At 44.9% G+C, this 16,521-nt stretch carries 22 protein-coding genes; 21 read left to right on the top strand and 1 reads right to left on the bottom strand.

Going from position 1 to position 16,521, the window contains the following annotated elements:
* The first annotated feature begins 81 nt into the window (after window positions 1–81).
* The 8 genes from ACX93W_RS05120 to ACX93W_RS05085 all read left to right on the top strand — a co-directional run bounded on the left by ACX93W_RS05120 (window position 82) and on the right by ACX93W_RS05085 (window position 5,376).
* Window positions 82–1,263, top strand: a complete 1,182-nt coding sequence (locus ACX93W_RS05120; protein ID WP_459391226.1) for a hypothetical protein — start codon at window positions 82–84, stop codon at window positions 1,261–1,263.
* Window positions 1,229–1,876, top strand: coding sequence for a hypothetical protein (locus ACX93W_RS05115; RefSeq protein WP_459391225.1), 648 nt, complete (start codon window positions 1,229–1,231; stop codon window positions 1,874–1,876). The genes ACX93W_RS05120 and ACX93W_RS05115 overlap by 35 nt, the downstream gene beginning before the upstream one ends.
* Window positions 1,876–2,517 carry a hypothetical protein gene (locus tag ACX93W_RS05110; RefSeq protein ID WP_459391224.1) on the top strand — a complete coding sequence of 214 codons (642 nt, stop codon included), beginning with the start codon at window positions 1,876–1,878 and terminating at the stop codon, window positions 2,515–2,517. Before ACX93W_RS05115 ends, ACX93W_RS05110 begins: the two co-directional genes overlap by 1 nt.
* A gap of 137 nt (window positions 2,518–2,654) precedes the next feature.
* On the top strand, window positions 2,655–3,917 hold the full coding sequence (locus tag ACX93W_RS05105; RefSeq protein ID WP_459391223.1) for a DNA polymerase IV: 1,263 nt from the start codon (window positions 2,655–2,657) through the stop codon (window positions 3,915–3,917).
* Window positions 3,914–4,423 (top strand): hypothetical protein, encoded by a 510-nt coding sequence (locus tag ACX93W_RS05100; RefSeq protein WP_459391222.1) that lies wholly within the window; start codon window positions 3,914–3,916, stop codon window positions 4,421–4,423. The genes ACX93W_RS05105 and ACX93W_RS05100 overlap by 4 nt, the downstream gene beginning before the upstream one ends.
* Entirely contained in the window at window positions 4,392–4,637 is a 246-nt protein-coding gene (locus tag ACX93W_RS05095) for a YolD-like family protein (RefSeq protein ID WP_459391221.1), read from the top strand. Before ACX93W_RS05100 ends, ACX93W_RS05095 begins: the two co-directional genes overlap by 32 nt.
* A gap of 36 nt (window positions 4,638–4,673) precedes the next feature.
* The gene (locus tag ACX93W_RS05090; protein ID WP_459391220.1) at window positions 4,674–4,874 is read left to right on the top strand and encodes a hypothetical protein; all 201 of its coding nucleotides are present in this window, start codon (window positions 4,674–4,676) and stop codon (window positions 4,872–4,874) included.
* Window positions 4,875–4,983: 109 nt separating this feature from the next.
* On the top strand, window positions 4,984–5,376 hold the full coding sequence (locus ACX93W_RS05085) for a DNA-directed RNA polymerase subunit alpha C-terminal domain-containing protein (protein WP_459391219.1): 393 nt from the start codon (window positions 4,984–4,986) through the stop codon (window positions 5,374–5,376).
* 596 nt (window positions 5,377–5,972) lie between these two features.
* On the opposite strand, the gene ACX93W_RS05080 is transcribed toward ACX93W_RS05085, so the two are convergent.
* Entirely contained in the window at window positions 5,973–6,203 is a 231-nt protein-coding gene (locus ACX93W_RS05080; protein ID WP_459392014.1) for a helix-turn-helix domain-containing protein, read from the bottom strand.
* A 249-nt stretch (window positions 6,204–6,452) separates the two neighbouring features.
* Here ACX93W_RS05080 and ACX93W_RS05075 point away from each other — a divergent pair, with 249 nt between their 5' ends.
* From ACX93W_RS05075 to qcrB, 13 genes are all read left to right on the top strand, one after another.
* The gene (locus ACX93W_RS05075; RefSeq protein ID WP_459391218.1) at window positions 6,453–6,740 is read left to right on the top strand and encodes a hypothetical protein; all 288 of its coding nucleotides are present in this window, start codon (window positions 6,453–6,455) and stop codon (window positions 6,738–6,740) included.
* 279 nt (window positions 6,741–7,019) lie between these two features.
* Window positions 7,020–7,613 carry an RNA polymerase sigma factor gene (locus tag ACX93W_RS05070; RefSeq protein ID WP_459391217.1) on the top strand — a complete coding sequence of 198 codons (594 nt, stop codon included), beginning with the start codon at window positions 7,020–7,022 and terminating at the stop codon, window positions 7,611–7,613.
* Entirely contained in the window at window positions 7,610–8,218 is a 609-nt protein-coding gene (locus tag ACX93W_RS05065; RefSeq protein WP_459391216.1) for an anti-sigma factor family protein, read from the top strand. The genes ACX93W_RS05070 and ACX93W_RS05065 overlap by 4 nt, the downstream gene beginning before the upstream one ends.
* A 39-nt stretch (window positions 8,219–8,257) precedes the next feature.
* A complete protein-coding gene (locus ACX93W_RS05060) occupies window positions 8,258–8,845 on the top strand; it encodes a histidine phosphatase family protein (protein ID WP_459391215.1) in 588 nt (195 codons plus the stop codon).
* Window positions 8,846–9,170: 325 nt separating this feature from the next.
* Window positions 9,171–9,908, top strand: a complete 738-nt coding sequence (locus tag ACX93W_RS05055) for an ABC transporter ATP-binding protein (RefSeq protein ID WP_459391214.1) — start codon at window positions 9,171–9,173, stop codon at window positions 9,906–9,908.
* Window positions 9,905–11,251 (top strand): ABC transporter permease, encoded by a 1,347-nt coding sequence (locus ACX93W_RS05050; protein WP_459391213.1) that lies wholly within the window; start codon window positions 9,905–9,907, stop codon window positions 11,249–11,251. Before ACX93W_RS05055 ends, ACX93W_RS05050 begins: the two co-directional genes overlap by 4 nt.
* Window positions 11,252–11,313: 62 nt before the next feature.
* Entirely contained in the window at window positions 11,314–12,396 is a 1,083-nt protein-coding gene (locus ACX93W_RS05045; RefSeq protein WP_459391212.1) for an efflux RND transporter periplasmic adaptor subunit, read from the top strand.
* Between the two features lie 204 nt (window positions 12,397–12,600).
* On the top strand, window positions 12,601–13,767 hold the full coding sequence (locus ACX93W_RS05040; RefSeq protein ID WP_459391211.1) for a hypothetical protein: 1,167 nt from the start codon (window positions 12,601–12,603) through the stop codon (window positions 13,765–13,767).
* Window positions 13,768–13,822: 55 nt separating this feature from the next.
* The gene (locus tag ACX93W_RS05035; protein WP_459391210.1) at window positions 13,823–14,329 is read left to right on the top strand and encodes a gamma carbonic anhydrase family protein; all 507 of its coding nucleotides are present in this window, start codon (window positions 13,823–13,825) and stop codon (window positions 14,327–14,329) included.
* Between the two features lie 22 nt (window positions 14,330–14,351).
* Window positions 14,352–14,534: an IDEAL domain-containing protein gene (locus ACX93W_RS05030; protein WP_459391209.1), complete on the top strand. Its 183-nt coding sequence runs from the start codon at window positions 14,352–14,354 to the stop codon at window positions 14,532–14,534.
* A 110-nt stretch (window positions 14,535–14,644) separates the two neighbouring features.
* Window positions 14,645–15,061 carry a DUF2487 family protein gene (locus ACX93W_RS05025; RefSeq protein ID WP_459391208.1) on the top strand — a complete coding sequence of 139 codons (417 nt, stop codon included), beginning with the start codon at window positions 14,645–14,647 and terminating at the stop codon, window positions 15,059–15,061.
* A gap of 235 nt (window positions 15,062–15,296) precedes the next feature.
* Complete coding sequence (locus ACX93W_RS05020) at window positions 15,297–15,827, top strand: Rieske 2Fe-2S domain-containing protein (RefSeq protein ID WP_459391207.1); 531 nt, start codon at window positions 15,297–15,299, stop codon at window positions 15,825–15,827.
* A 16-nt stretch (window positions 15,828–15,843) separates the two neighbouring features.
* Window positions 15,844–16,515, top strand: coding sequence for a menaquinol-cytochrome c reductase cytochrome b subunit (qcrB, locus tag ACX93W_RS05015; protein ID WP_068683858.1), 672 nt, complete (start codon window positions 15,844–15,846; stop codon window positions 16,513–16,515).
* The last annotated feature ends 6 nt before the right edge of the window (window positions 16,516–16,521 follow it).

Genomic DNA, 16,521 nt, shown 5'->3' with positions numbered 1-16,521 from the left:
TAGTACAAAAGTCTTGCATATTTTCGTTGTTTGTTAGATCATGGGATTATATCCTATTGATTGAAGTTGGAGGTAATTTACTTGTTATCCACAAAAGTAATGAAAAATATTCAATTGCAAGAATGGGAAGACTTTTTCAGAACATATAATGTACCTCGTTGGAGTGTTGAAACACGGGGTGGATCTAGTTTATTGAGATATAGTAAAATCAAAACTTTTTTACAAGATAATTTATCGTCAGAGACTCCATCATTTAGTGAGGAACAGTTAGATGATTTTATATTCGATAAGCTGTTCTATTCAAATTCTAATTATCATGTTTTGTATCAATTCAATACTTTCTTTGCAGATATGGGTACAACCATAGCTGATATTGAGGAGTTTGCACAAAGAAATTCTAATCTTATGATCAATGCATCATTAATAAATTGGCGGGACAATACTAACTTAATTAACCTTTGTACAATACGGCCAGAATTTAATGATGATGGTTTTATGCAGGCATTCAATATTCTGTTACGCATAGATACTTTGGATCAACAATACGGGGCAACAAATGCTTTTTGCGCAGTTACAATTGACCTAGAAAGAAATTTCTGCATTCTTAGATTCAATCAACTACAATTTGATCTCACAAGAACTGAGCTTATGGATATTGTTAAGGTTTTGAAAGCGACAAATGTTGAGGGAGAGGTATTTGAGCCACTTGAATTGAATATAACAACTTTCGATGAAACTGATGCAACTGCTTCAATATATGAAATGTTTGCAGAACTAAGTGCTGAGGCGGAAGCTGTACTTGATGCACAAGTTAATGATGAAACTGAAGATAAAATAAATGAATTCCTTTCAGAAATTGTGGCAGAAGTAAAAGAAGATTATGTTGAGCAAATAAAAAATGTTATTTATCAAGATATTACCGAAAGGATGGAAGACATTCAATTTGAAAAAGGGTGGATATTTAAATTTCATTTTCGGGAAAGTGACTACACTAGAGCATCATCAAGAAATGAGAAGAGATTACCGATTTACGATGTGAAGTCTTTTTGGCAGCTTAAAGAAATAATACACAATGCTCAATCTATGCAAGAGGCAAGTTTTCATTGGCATCTTAATGAAGTTCCTGGCGATGAAAACTTTGTGGATGTGCGAATTGAGTATAAAAATGGTACAATGATTGTGTACTACTACACTAAAATGAGGGTGAGTAGAAGGGAGAAGGAGGAATTTGTTTTACGAAAAATTAAAGCATATTTACAATAATTCCAACTGCAAGCACCACTTTCAAATTTCAGTTCTTGAATCACTCCATACTTTTATTCAACAATCCTTAAATAGTCGTAAAAAAAATATTAATCCACATGATTTTTCCAAATTCACTGGGCTAACATTAAAATCATCTCTTCAATTTTTACTTTACTTTTCTGATAAAGACGGCGTTTTTGAAGTTGTTTATTTTTTCGAATGTACTAAGTCAGTTTGCAACAATAGAATTTATTTAGTTGAAGACGACTTAAATAGCTCGGAGAATGTTGTTGCGTGTGAAGAATGTGGTAATTCTTATGTTATTGGAAATGTTCAAGAGTATATTAGGGCACATTTTAGAGTACGCAAAGAATATCTGAGTCAAATTCCAAAAATCACTACACAAGTAAGTAAGGTTGATCCTAAGTCCACTTTCGAAGCATTGAAAGGGCTATCCGATGATTTAAAGCAGAAGTCCCCTTCATCTTTAGATGAATTTTTGGAGTTTGGTGAAGGGGACGAGGAAAGTGTCGCTTTAGACCAATTGGATGAGGGGAATATTGATGAATCAGGTGAACAGATATCAAGAGTGGTAAGCAACTTTCTTATGAAGTGTAGACAGAGGTATTGATGAAAAAGAGTTTTGTTTATTATAGTTGGCTAATATTGGGATTCTCAGGCGGGAACCTTTTGTCATTCTTTATACTTGTACTTTTGTTACAAGAAGGATACTTTGAGAAACCTCTCGACAGTCTTTGGTCAGGTTTTTTTGAGCTATCAAGTTCTTTATTAGGTGGATTGGTTGGTGGGTTAACTGCATATTTTGTAGCAAAGTATCAAATAAAAAGTCAACATGAGGTTGATTCGAAAAACAAAGACAATGCTCAAAAGATAATATTTAACATAATATCTGAAGAAATGAAAATGAATCATAGTGTAATTAACGATATAACTGACATTATTCCAGATAGCGATTATGAAAGATTTCTTCTTGCCACATCGTTAGTTTCACAAGGTTACACTGAAGTAAAAGAAGCGTTACATATGTTATTATCCGATTTAACTCTCGATTTTTTAATGCAGGTTAGAAGTGAATTGACTAACTATGAGTACATAAATGTTCACAAAGCAATACATCATTTACTTGTTGTAAGTAAATTGGGCGAAAAAATCATGGAACTAAATAATGCTGAAAATATTGCAAATATGCTAAAGCAACTGAGACAAAATGCAATCATGTTTAATGAATATTATACTAATTTGAAATCCTAGACGGAGCCCCATTATACATGGAGGCTTTTTTGTTTGATTCATTTCTAATCAAAAAAACTTTTTGTGTGTTATTTCCATTGCATACCGAACATATATTTGCATATAATAAGAACAAACGTTCGTGATAGGGTGGGGAGATGGATTACGGGAAACGGTCTATATTGTTGATCGACGGTCAGTCATTTTATGCCAGCGTGGAAAAGTCAGCCCATCCAGAATATAAAGATAAGCCGGTTGCAGTTGGAGATCCGGACCGAAGGAGCGGTATCATATTAGCGGCCTGCCCAATTGCAAAATCGCGCGGCGTAACAACGGCCAGCAGGGTAGGAGAGGCTTTGGCGATATGCAAAGACCTTATCATAATTCGCCCCCGCATGCAGCGATATATTAGCATCTCATTGTTTATTACAAGCATCTTTGAGTCATTTACAGAACTGGTGGAGCCTTATTCAATTGATGAGCAATTCTTGGATGTGACAGGATCAGTTGCTCTTTACGGCTCTGCTGAAGAGATTGCACGAAAGATACAACATAATGTTCAACTTTCAACTGGCGTGCTTTCAAGGATCGGAATTGGCCCCACAAAGGTGCTTGCGAAAACGGCAACAGATAACTTTGCCAAAAAACGCCCTGAAGGCATTTTTCGGCTGGATGCAACTAACATCGAGCGGGATTTGTGGCCGCTGCCGATCAATAACATGTTCATGGTCGCCTCACGGATGACGGCCAGATTTACAATGCAGGGTCTACGCACCATTGGGGATATTGCAAGGCTTGAGCTTCCCGTTTTTAAAAAGATGATGCGCAGGATGATGGGTAAACAATCCGATATCCAAGCGGAATATTATTGGCAAACGGCCAACGGCATCGATCCAAGTCCTGTTGTTCCATCTATAGCGACACCGCTCAAGTCTGTGAGCCACGGTAAAGCGCTCAGAGCGTCATTGTACAGTCGTCGGGAGGATATCGAGGTAGTTTTATTGGAGTTGTGCGTTGAAGTCGGCAGGCGGGCGCGTTGCTTGGGAGTGCAGGGGAGGGTTGTTGCCCTTGGCGTTGGAGAAACGGATGGGCAGCGCGGAAATGTATTCAACCGGCAATTGACGCTAATTCGACCTACATCACTGACACATGATTTAGTCACCGCTGTGCAGACTCTCTTTGATCAATATTGGCAGGGACTACCTGTAACCCATATTGCGATTGCTTTGACGGGGTTGTCCTCAGATAAAATTCAGCAGCTGGATCTTTTTGAGGACCGCGCAAAACAATTTGACCTGGAGTTGGTAACGGACGAGATTAAAGACCGTTTTGGAGATGCATCTATTATGAGGGCGTCATCGCTGCTTAATTCTGGCGTGGCCCGCGAAAGAGCGGGGCAGATTGGAGGGCACTTTAAATGAGTAAACTGGACGGGAATGAACGATGGAAGACTAAAATGTTACTCACGGAACACAAGGAGCAATATGAACAGCGTCATCAACCCAAGATCATCGGTATGCCCACCAATGATGAAATGACAATGATTCGTGATTACATCATGTATCCAAATATCATATCAATGCTTCATCGTAGCATTGACCAAATTAGAACGGCTAACATCCCATTAAAAGAACTGCTTGCTCGTTGCCTGGAAGTCATTATGTTCTCGGTGACTGATGACTATTACATCCTTAAGCGTGATCTTAAGACGAGGAATATCCAGGTGTTCACGGATACAACTGATGACGGTGTTTTTTATCATCGTTACCTCTGTAGGGGATATGAAAACCGATTTGGCATTACGAGGGAAGCGCTGAAAGCAGAAATGGGTAACCGTCTGGCAAGATACACTGATCAGCTTTCCCAAAAACTAAAACGATCGGGAGGAAACGAAGATGGCGAAAGTAAAAGCGAAAAGACCCACTAGAGACGAATTTGTATTAGAGGAGCTGGGCGAGCGCTTAGTTGAAGCTAAGAATGAAGAAACGTTGATCGAACTTGAGGTTTGGGGACTTGACGAGCCGGTTAAAGGATTGATCACAAATATGGATTCAAGGACAAAACTTGTTCATGTCGAACACAATGGTGAACTATTTAAGGTTCCGTTCCTGGACATTATGAAAGTCGCAAATCCAAACTAACAAGACCCGGAGGAATGATTGCTAGGAGGTAATTCATTGGCAGTTGACATTGAAATAATTAAAGCTAAATTAATGCAATCATATGAAGATAAGACCACAGTTTCTTTTGTTGATTATGACGGCTATGCATACAAAGGGGTTGTAACAGGCATTGATCGGATATTCAGGGGATTTGAATTGAATGATAAAGAATGGCATGATCCATTAGCAATAGAATATTTAGAAGATGTAGAATGAGCTTTGGCGTACAGTTTGCAATAAAGGATACAGGAATATTTTCCCGTCTTCTCACCATGCCAATCCCTGCCATATACTGATTACAAGTCATTATGACAGGGGGCAGGCCGTGGATTCGCATCTAGAGAAACTAATGGAGAAATACGAAATACCTAGACAATACTATGAGTTGCCCGTCAAGCTGCTGGGGCAGTTTTTGTATGATATTGATAAGGTGCATTTATTTCCGAGGATCGTCAGCTCACTGAGAAAATCAGGCATCATTACTTTAGGGCAACTAATGAATGCAACAGAGTTGGATTTAATCGGAGTGCGCGGAATGGGCGATGACAGCCACAACCTAATGCACGCTCTACTCAGAAGAGGTACAGCAGATCCGGCTTGGTTATTGATTATGGAAGGTAAACCGATCCCGAGGAAATGGGAACCAGAGCAACCTTTTGACGATCATCTAACAGATTTGAAGAACCGATATTTCGAACGATTAAAAAACATGGAATAGAACTATAACTTCAAGAGCCGCGCGGTTGTTCATACGGCGGCTCTTTGTTGTTTAGAAGAAAGTATTGGCGGCAATGCTGTATTTGAGGTGAAAATCATGTCAAAGCGGAAACCGCCAATCGTAAGAGTTAAAAGCACTCAGGTCACTATTGAATATTACAGTGGTACAAAAAAAGGACCGATCATAGAACAACTTCATAGACTCCTCGCTTCACAGGGATATATAAGACTAAATCGGAATGAGTTAATCCACCTAGCAGGGATGACCAAATACGAGGGTGGGATACTTTATTTCGGAGAAGATGACCGTCTAAAATGCAATGTTCCAAGACGTTCAAAAAAAGAAATAAATGAGTATATAAAGCAAATGTCGAAAAATAATTTATGATTTTTATGAAATTTGACCAAAAGTACATATAGTTTTGGTCAAAAATAATTTTTTTGGTTCCATGGTTCGACAGCCGATAATGACAAGATGTGATATTCTAATATTAGAAAAGATTAATTAATTTATCAAACGAACCAATGAAGGGGGAATAGATATGTGGACCATTCCACTTTAGAACTAATAGCTCTAATACGCGATAGAAGGGCGGATCATTTATCCGCTTCTTGCTTCTTATCAATCCACTCATGAAGTTCACTTTCGTCACATTCGAGAAGCATACATGCAGTATGGATGTCTTCAGGCTGCATGGCCCTCTCGTTACGGCAAAAGTGGGAAATCATTCGTTGAGATCGCCCTGACCTACGAGCATATTCAGTTTGACTCCATCCTCGTCTCTTGAGTAGGTCAGGGAGCAAGCACCTTCCTCGTGAGAAGAGCATGCTTGTCATTTCCCCTTTTTCATAAATACAATTTTAATATACCATACAATAACGGCAACTGTATTTAATGAAAAAGGTTTAGTTAAAGCAATTTTATGGGCGTGAGCAGGATGATCTTCCTGTTCATCATGAGGGTAATTTGAGGGTTGATATAAATGTACAAACCAATACAAATAAATTATAATCGGAACATAAGTTCGCATACGAAGGTTGAAAACAATACAACATGAATTGAAAGGGTGGGGGCGTATGAGTTTGTTGGCGAATTATATCAATAAAAGGAAATGGGAAGTGGTTGAACTTTGTGAAGCAAGCAACGCCGATCTCAATGAAAATTTCTATGGCATCATCAAATTAATGAAACATCATTCTGAATCTGAAGAGTTGGATCGCTTCATTTCTGAAATTGAAGATATGTTTGCACAAAAAACAAACGTTGCCCACATTGCGTATAAACACGGACTACATGACGGACTAAAATTGCTTCAGAACATGAACGATGACATGCAAGGAATAATAGATACAGTTTCGGGATAGGACTTTCCACTCCTATCCAATAACTGTATCGTTCAACATGAACGGTGACCACTCCTCGGAGTGGTTTTTTTTTGCCCAAATGGAGATATGAGAATAATTTCATGAGTTCTGCGGAGCTCAAATGTCGAATGAAGCAGGAATTTGCGTGCGAAACACGAATAGTTAACCTACCCGTATGAATTGGGTTTTTGATGGAATGACCGCAACTTTTTGAATCCGGGCAGGTACAATGTATCGAGAAGTCCGGGAATATTCTGCAGGTGAGGAGGTTCGCCTGTCATGACGGATTCCCAGTTAATACGCGAGATAAAGGATGGCAATGTCGAACTGTACTCCGAGCTGATGCGGCGTTACCAGCGAAAAATATTGGCCTTTATCTTTCATATGCTGAAGAGCGCAAAGCTTGAGCTGCTGGCTGAGGATTTGTGTTCGGAAACATTTTATAAAGCCTATCGCAGTCTTCATTCTTTCAGGGAAATGGATGCTTCTTTTTCCACCTGGCTATATACGATTGCCCGCAATACCGTATTGAGCGAGCTCAGGAAACAGAAATCTGCCAATGTGTCGCTGGACGAAGCGGGTTATGAGCCGGCTGCTCCGATGGACGCTACTCCTGAACAACGCCTGTTGCGGAATGAACGGATGGATATGGTGCGCGATGCCATTAACAATTTGCCGGAGAAGCAGCGTTCAGCGCTTATTCTTCGGGAATATGAACAACTTGATTATCAGGAGATCGCCAGCATTCTTGGGCAAACCGTCAGTTCGGTCAAGTCGCTGCTTTTCCGGGCCAGGGCCAGCGTCAAGTCGCAGTTGGAGCCCTATTTCGGGAGCTCTCCCGCATCGGAGCCTTTTGAAAGGATGAATACATGATGAAGTGTGTTGAGGTGCAAAACCGATTTCCCCAATACTGGGATATGGACGAAGAAAACGAAGAGCGGATTGCGATAGAGGCCCATGTGCTGGATTGCCCTCACTGTTCCATTTTGTTTCATGATTGGGAGGACACCGACGACATGTTGGGCGAGCTTGCAAATGAACCGGCTCTTTTTGGTCCGTCCGAACACGTTAATCGCTCCGTTATGGACCGGATTTATGCGGAGCAGTCCTGGCTGATGCCCGTTCCAAGCAAAAGCTATCAATTTTCCCGTTCATTCCGTCGAAATTTGGCTATAATCATTGCAGCATGCATGGCTATGTTTGCTTGTGCGTTTTTTGTATTTGTTTTTGATTATCGCGACGCTACGCCTCAGGATGAAATGATCCAATTGAGCGGTCTGATGGATACGGGCAATGTGACTGGGGACAATGGCATTATGGCAGCGGGTTTTTACGCCGAGGTTCCGGTTGCCAGCATCAGCGATCCCTTTGTGCTGAAGGTGGTTCCGGCCTTTCCGCAATATTACGTTGCGTTGTCGCTGCTGGGTCTCGTCATGGCATTGCTGACGCTCAATTGGCTTTCCCGAACAAGGAACTGAGTTATATATGCATTGAACACCAGAGAAGGAGAGAGAGCATTGAAAATAGGATTGGTCAGACATGGCTTAACGGACTGGAATAAAAAAGGAATCATTCAAGGCCAAAGCGATATTCCTTTAAACGACGAAGGCAGGGATCAGGCTGCCAGACTTGCAGATTGGCTTGCTGAGGAGCCGGGATTGTGGGATGCAGTTGTCTCCAGCGATCTGCTGCGGGCGCGCGCTACGGCGAAGGTGATTGCCAGTAAACTCGACATTCCGCTTCTGGAATCCGATATTCGACTGAGAGAGCGGCATTTTGGGCAAGCGGAAGGCACTACACTGGCGGAACGCGAGGCTAAATGGGGAATGGACTGGAAGCAGCTTGATCTTGGCATAGAAAGTGATGAGGTGCTGAGGGTACGCGGCAGAGAAGCGCTAAAGCAGCTGGAGGATCGTGAAAAGGGCCGGAATATCCTTATTGTCTCGCACGGCAGCTTTATCGCCCAGATGCTTCTGGAATTATCCCCGGGGCTGGAGGATATCAAGCTTGGCAACTTATCCTACTCTATTCTGGAACAGCGAAACGGAAGCTGGCAAACGCTGCTCCACAATTGCACCAAACATTTGGCTGCAGCCAACGAATAGAAACCAATCAAGTGCGACGAGATGTCGCGCTTTTTTTGTGTTATTTTGCCAGGGTAGTGTGATTAAATAGATACGCTAAAGCCTGTTTCTTTGGGAAAATAAGTATTAATGTCCGGATGAAAGACGCTGTTGCGGTATAAATGGAAATAAAATGAAACGCATTTCAATCCTAATCCGTATTCAAGTCAGTGCGGTGAAATGGCGGACATTTCGAAATGAGATTATAAAAACTTTTTTTAAAATTTTTTTTAATTGTGTGCAGGGTTTGGTTTGAGGCCGCTCGTCTATTAGAGGGAGAGATTATGGGAATGAAGGAGTGGAGAAATTGCTTTCTGTAGAGGGCTTGTCCCATGCATTCAAAAATGGCAGCGAAACAACGCTGGTTTTGCAGCAAATTAATTTCCGTGTTCAAAAAGGAGAAATGATTGCCTTGCTCGGCAGCTCGGGTTCGGGGAAATCAACCTTGCTCAATTTAATGGCCGGTCTGATGAAGCCGACCGAAGGCCATATCTACATAGCTGATCACGATATCGTGAAAATGAATGAAAACAAGCTTGCGGAATTCAGGCGCAAACATATCGGATTTATTTTTCAGGCTTACGAATTGCTGCCCAATTTGACCGTACGTGAAAACATTGAACTTCCGCTTGTATTTCAGTCCATGAAACCATCGCTACGCAAACAGAAGGCGCTGCGGCTGCTGGAGCAGGTAGGCATTCCCGAAAAGGCGGAGTTATTCCCGTCCCAGCTTTCAGGCGGACAACAGCAGCGGGTAAGTATAGCGAGATCGCTGATTACGGAACCTTCGGTCATTTTTGCCGATGAACCAACGGGCAATCTGGACACAAAGACGGAAGAAGAGATTTTGGAAATTTTGAAGCGGCTTAACCAGACGATGAACACAACCTTTATTATCGTAACCCATGAACGCGAAGTCGCGCAGCAGACGGAATATATTATTACGCTGAAAGACGGGAAGCTGGAGACATCGCGCCAGCCCGAGGAACCCAAAGCGGATGAAGAAGCTGCTGCAATGCGGGAAGCCGAGGAGGTGCCGTCTTGAGAATCAGTGATCTGTCAAGATTGTCATGGGATCAGGTCAGACGCCGGAAGGTGGTGACCATGCTATGCGCGGCGGGGTTGTCGATCGGCTGTGCAGCTATTATTTTGGCCATGAGCATTGGGGAGTCCACGCAAAAGATCGTGGAATCGGAATTAAACACCTTTTTGAAAATGGACGAAATTACGGTGATGCCCAGCAACGGGGCACAAGGCGCTGATGCAAGCGAGGAAGCAAAAAACCGGGGATTGCTAACCGATCAAAAGCTGAACATTATGAGGAATTTGAAGCATGTCAAAGCCGTTGCCCCTTATCAGCAATTGAACTACATGCAGATGACAACCGTGGACGGCAAGCAAGGTTCTGCCAATATCATTGCGACCGACCTGAATACGCTGGAGAGCTTTGGCGAGTCCTTCATGCAGGGCCAGGCCGACGGCTCCGATGCCAACGGCGTTGTGCTCAGCTACGGAGCGACGATGGGGCTTATGGACCCCGATACTCGGGACAAGCTTTATGCGGCAATGGATCGAAATCCATACGATGCTACCGTGCAGGAGCAGTACCGTACGATGATGGTCGTGCCAACGTCCATGTTTAACGTGCAAATTCAGCTCAATAGAATAGATGAAACAGGCAAACAAAGAGTCAGCTCTCCGCTTCGGGTGATCGGCGTACTCAAGAAGCCCAAAGGGCAAAGCGATATTAGCATTTCGTATGACCGGACGATGTACATAACGATGGATGCGGCGGAAATGCTCAGAGCCGAGCTGAGTCTTTCGGCCGGAGAGGTCAGCGCAACGTCATACAATTCCGCCAAGGTGAAAGTGGATGCGGAGGAGCATGTCAAGGGAGTCGAGGGGCAGCTGCAAAAGCTCACCGTATCCACCCAATCCAATCTGCTTCAAAAAGAGCAGCTTGAGGAGCAGTTTGCTGTCTTTAAGGCGATTGCCATCGGCGCTGGCGTGTTCATCCTGATTATCGCCTCCATCTCGATTATCGTAGCGATGACCATGTCTACTTATCAACGCCGCAGGCAAATCGGCATTATGAAGGTTTTGGGAGCCAACTTGTCCCAGATCCGAAACATGTTTATTGTGGAGGCGGCGCTTCTTGGTTTGCTTGGAGGGCTGCTGGGCATTTTATTTTCCTACTGGATTGTATGGGGCATTAATGCGTTAATTCTTTCGTTGAACAATGGGGAAACCGATATCTCCATCTTTATTCCATTCTCCGCTATTCCTGTTGGCATGACCTTTGCAATTATGACCGGCATTATTTCCGGGATTTACCCGGCAGTCAGCGCTTCTCGGACAGATGCGCTATCGGCAATCAAACGCGATTAACGAGCAATGAGAGAAGTAAGAGGAACGACGCACCGAACAAGCAGAAAAGGGGAAAGGGAAACGTGAAGAAAAAAATTAAATGGATTGTAATCGCCATTATATTAGCGGGAATCAGTTTTGTGCTTTATTCCATGTCAAAGCCGGCTCCAGCCACGGATCTGGCGTTGGAATCGGAGGCGATCACGTTTCAGGTAACGAAGGAAACGTTGACGCAAAGTATTCAAGTCAAAGGCAAATCGCTTTATGAGCAGGAAACATCCATCTATTCTCCATTCAGCTCCAAAGTGACGTCATGGAAAGTGGAGGACGGGCAGCAGATTAACGAAGGCGATGTTTTGTTTACGCTGGATAAAACCGACCTGAACAACCAAATTACGCAAGAGGAAGCAGAGCTGCGCAAAGCCGATCTGGAGTCGGAGCTTCAAGCCTATATTGCCGGGATCGACAATGAAACCGCGGCAATGGACATGACGGAGGAAAATCGCAAAAAAATGCTTGCCAATCGCGAAATTTCCCGGCTATCCAAGGAGCTGGACAATGTGAGAAAGTCTATACAACAGCAAGGCCTCCAACAGAAAAAACAGCAGCTCAAGGAAGCGGAGTACCGTTCTCCTTCTACGGGAATATTCCTGTTTGATTCCGGTGCCAAGCAGGCTCGCGTTTTGGGCGACAACCAATATGTCGGCAAAATCGTAGATTTGGACAAGCTGCAGTTTATTGCGCTTGTTGGGGAACAGGACGTCTTCCGCATCAAACCCGGCATGGTCGTTAAAGTAACGATGACCGCAATGAAAGAAGTGCCGCTGTCGGGCACGGTCATCCATGTATCGAAATTTGCCAAAACGGGAACGGACCAGAACAGTCTGAATCAGGCCGCGCAATTCGAAGTTTCGATTTCTCTTGAGCCAAGCGAATACCTTATTGCGGGTTTATCGCTGACCGGCGATATTCAAACCGCCAGCAATGAAAATGTGCTTACTCTGCCATCTATAGCTGTCATGCGCGATCAAAGCTCCGCATACGTGATGCTTGACAGCGGGAATGGGGAGTTCCAGCGCAGGGATATTAAAACCGGCCTGGAAACCTCGGATAAAACCGAGGTGCTGGAAGGATTGCAGGAAGGCGACAAGGTAGCTTTGCCTTAAATGATTTTATCCCGCTATCCATAAAAAGAAGAGTCTGGCCGTATTCGGCTGGATTCTTTTTTTATTATGGGCGGAAATAACGTGGATTTTAAGTTGGGAGCGGGTATGAATTCACTGAATTGTCCAATAATGGTATTACAAGATGAATGCAGATTACTACGATAAAACGCCAGTTTCCTTCCCTGGAGGAGCGGAAAGGAGAGTATGATGAATTTATCGGATATGCTGGGGTATGCGGATATCGGCCAACTCAGCCGGATCGCGGCCGTATACAATTGCCAGTGCAATGGCAATTCAAAAAACGATTTGATTCAATCCATTCTGTCCACCGTCAGCCGACATGATGTTTTTGACAGCCAGATCGATACGATGAAGCTGGATGAGCTGCGTTTTCTGAATTCGCTATTGTTTGAAAACCGGGAGGCATATAGCTTGGAGGATTTAGTCGCCCGAGCCCAGCAAAGCCGGTTTGGTCTTGAACAGGAGCCGGCGAAGTCGGAGAGCGCGCCAACCAAACCCAAACAGCGGAAAAAGAAGCAGCCGCAGGAGCCCGAGCCCTTCAGTCCACGGGATATGATCCTTCGCTTCAAGCATCAAGGCTGGTTGTTCAACGGATTTAGCGGGCCCAACCGGTACATGTTTCAAGTGCCGGGCGATTTGAAGGAGCGTTTCCGCGAAACGTTGCGCAGAAGATTTGCGGAAGAGCTGGTGTATAGCGACGAGCCGCCTTTTTACCGGGATGAGCAGACGCTGCTGAAGGATGATGTCAATTTATTTTTGAAGTATGTTCAGCGTCATGAAATTGGGCTGATGCCGGATGGTTCCATGTATAAGCGCTTTGTTCTTCAGGCGCTGGAGCATATGGCCATTCGGGAGGAAATGCCGTCAAAAGGCGAGTGGAGATTCGGGTACGGCAGACATTTCAATCAATATCCCGACCGTTTTTCCTTCCTGTACGACTATTGCATGTCCATTGGCGCTTTAGAGGAAAGCGGGGGCCGTCTGACAGTGGCAGAGGGCGGCCGGGCCAGATTGGCGGAACCGCCGCTTCAGGACGACGAAAGGCTGTACCGGTATTGGCTCAAGCTTTACAAAACGCCGGTATCCAATCTGCTTTCCCTGGTTCATTGGATCCAAGCGCTTGCCAGTGATTGGGTTACGGCGGAATCGCTTAAAAAAAGCCTTCTTCCCTTCGTAAAGCCTTACTATTACGACAGCGCCGAAGCCGTGCTGGAGAGAAGAGTGTGGACCATGATGCTCCATCTGGGCCTGCTTCGGATTGGCGAACATCCCCTGCATGGAACGGTTCTGAGAATGACCAGAGCCGGCAACGCCATTGTAACGGGTGAGGGACTGCGAGAAGGACGTTGACAGGATTAGCCGCTGCTGCTAGAATCTCTCCCATATTGATGGAGGAGAGTGTCCTATGCTGTTGCCGTTTAAGGGCAAACACCCCGTTGTTGCGGAATCTGTTTTTATAGCGGAAGGCGCCAAGGTGATTGGCGAGGTCGAAATAGGTAAAAATAGCACAGTTTGGTTTAACGCGGTGCTGCGAGGCGATCTTGCTCCCATCGTGATCGGCCGCAGCTGCAATATCCAGGACGGTACGGTTGGCCATGTCAATACAAACCAGCCGCTCATCGTGGAAGATGAGGTTTCCGTCGGGCATAGCGCCATTATTCATGGCTGCAGACTGGGCAGAGGCACATTAATCGGAATGGGGGCCATCGTACTTAACGGCGCTGATATTGGTGAATATGCTTTAATAGGAGCCGGATCAATCGTTACAGAGAACAAGGTAATACCACCCTATACTCTATCACTGGGTTCACCAGCCAAAGTCGTTAGGGAACTGACAGAAGACGATTTGCTGCGGATGAGAAGAACGATGGAGAGCTACGTGACTAAAGGTGTGGAATATAGGATCTCTTAGCGCCGGCGTGGAGGTGTATCCTATGGACAAAATGAAAATGACGTACGAAACCATGTTGGGACTGGCAGCGGAGATGGTGCTTGACGACGCAGTCCTCCGGTTTCAAACAAACAGGCTTCAGCATGCAATCGACAATGCGCTTTCTGCTGGCGACGAGGATACGTTTCATCTTCTGGTCCGGCAGCTTAACGAACTTCAAACCTGACAAGGGGGACTCCGGTTCCGGGGAAGCGTATTTCTTCTCTGGCGCTCGGAGCCTTTCTTATGTAAAATGAAATGGATTTTAAAGAAAACGCTTTAAGAGGGGAAATCGGAATGAAATTCAGCGACATCAGCCTTGCCGAATGGGACGAGCTGCAGCCGTACCTGGATACGTGCCTGCTGCCGGTAACGGGCATGAACGGGGCGGAAACGCCGCCGGAGGCAACCCTCGCGCTGGAGAACCTGCGCGATCTGTTGGACCTTATCGAAATACCTTTTAAGGGAAGAGTGGTTACTTACCCCGCATGGCATTATACGACCGATGGAGAGGGATTGACGGAGGCTTTGGCCAAATGGATTTCGTCTCTGCGGTCAACGGGCTTTAAATATGTGCTGCTGGCAACGGCCAGCCCCAGCCTTGATCTGAGCCGGTGCGGAGCTGATGCCGTCATTAGTCCCGGCAACGATGGCGGCCAGCCGGAGCAAGGCGAAGTATCCTTGCTGATTAGATCGTTATGGAACGGTAAATAGTCATCAATATGGAAATGTAAGTGCATAGTTTTGCCCCTTTTTGGGTAAAACAAACATTAGCAACATCTAATTGTGACAAAGTATTAACAAATCATTGAACAAGTTTGCGGTTTTGACACAAAATTGTGACCAAATTATTGACGCTCCCTAATGCCTAAGCTATGATAAGTAATGTCTTGGTACCTGCCATGAAGTTATTCGCGAGATATGGTTGGCAAAGGGGGTTAGAACAGAAATGAGTAACCATGAACAGCATGAGTCGGCGCATCGGCCCGTTCAGAAAAAAGAAATGTCCCGGCGTCAATTTTTGTCCTATACGCTAGGGGGCACGACAGCCTTTATGATGGGCGGCGCAGTTTTGCCGATGGTTCGTTTTGCAGTTGACCCTCTTCTCGTGAAGAAGGGTGAAGGGACTTACGTAAAGGTTGTCGAAGAGAGCAAAATTACAGCGGAGCCGCAAGAATTCAAATTCAAAGTGCACCAGGTGGACGGCTGGTACGAAAGCGAGCCGGAGCTGGTATCCTGGATAGCACGGGATGCCGAGGGCAACATTTTTGCATTGTCGCCGGTGTGCAAGCATTTGGGCTGCACCATATTCTGGAACACTAAGGGCCAAAATGAATATGACTGTCCGTGCCACGATGCCCGATACACCAGAGACGGCAAAAACATTACGGTAGCCAGATTGCCGCTTGACGAGTACGATGTCAAGGTTGAAGACGGCATCGTTTATTTGGGGGCCATCAAGCCGAACACTAGAGTCTAAGGAGGGCGTACTTCAGATGTTTAAAAACGTATACAACTGGATTGATGAACGTCTTGATATTACGCCGCTTTGGAGAGACGTGGCGGATCACGAGGTGCCGGAGCATGTCAATCCCGCACATCACTTTTCCGCATTTGTGTATTGCTTTGGCGGCCTGACGTTTTTTATTACGGTGATTCAAATCCTGTCGGGCATGTTCCTGACCATGTATTATGTGCCTGATATTATCCACGCTTATGCAAGCGTTGACTTTTTGCAGCATCAGGTTGCATTTGGCCAGATTGTCCGCGGCATGCACCATTTTGGAGCAAGCCTTGTTATTGTAATGATGTTCCTACATACCCTGCGCGTTTTCTTCACGGGCTCGTATAAAGCTCCGCGCGAAATGAACTGGGTAGTCGGAATGCTCATCTTCTTTATTATGTTAGGATTGGGCTTTACCGGCTACCTGCTGCCATGGGATAACAAAGCTTACTACGCGACCAAGGTAGGGGTTGAAATTGCCGCTTCTGTTCCTTACATCGGACCTTACATTGCCGACTTCCTTTACGGTGGCGACATTGTAGGCGCGCAAACGCTAACACGCTTCTTCGCGATTCACGTATTTTTCTTGCCTGGCGCGTTGATTGCCATGTTGGCGGCGCATTTCCTAATGATTCGGAAACAAGGCATATCAGGACCACTATAAGTGGGA

The sequence above is a fragment of the Paenibacillus sp. CAU 1782 genome (genome assembly GCF_054551715.1).
The sequence above is the reverse complement of the archived record's forward strand: the minus strand, read 5'-3'. Positions and strand labels throughout refer to the sequence as shown.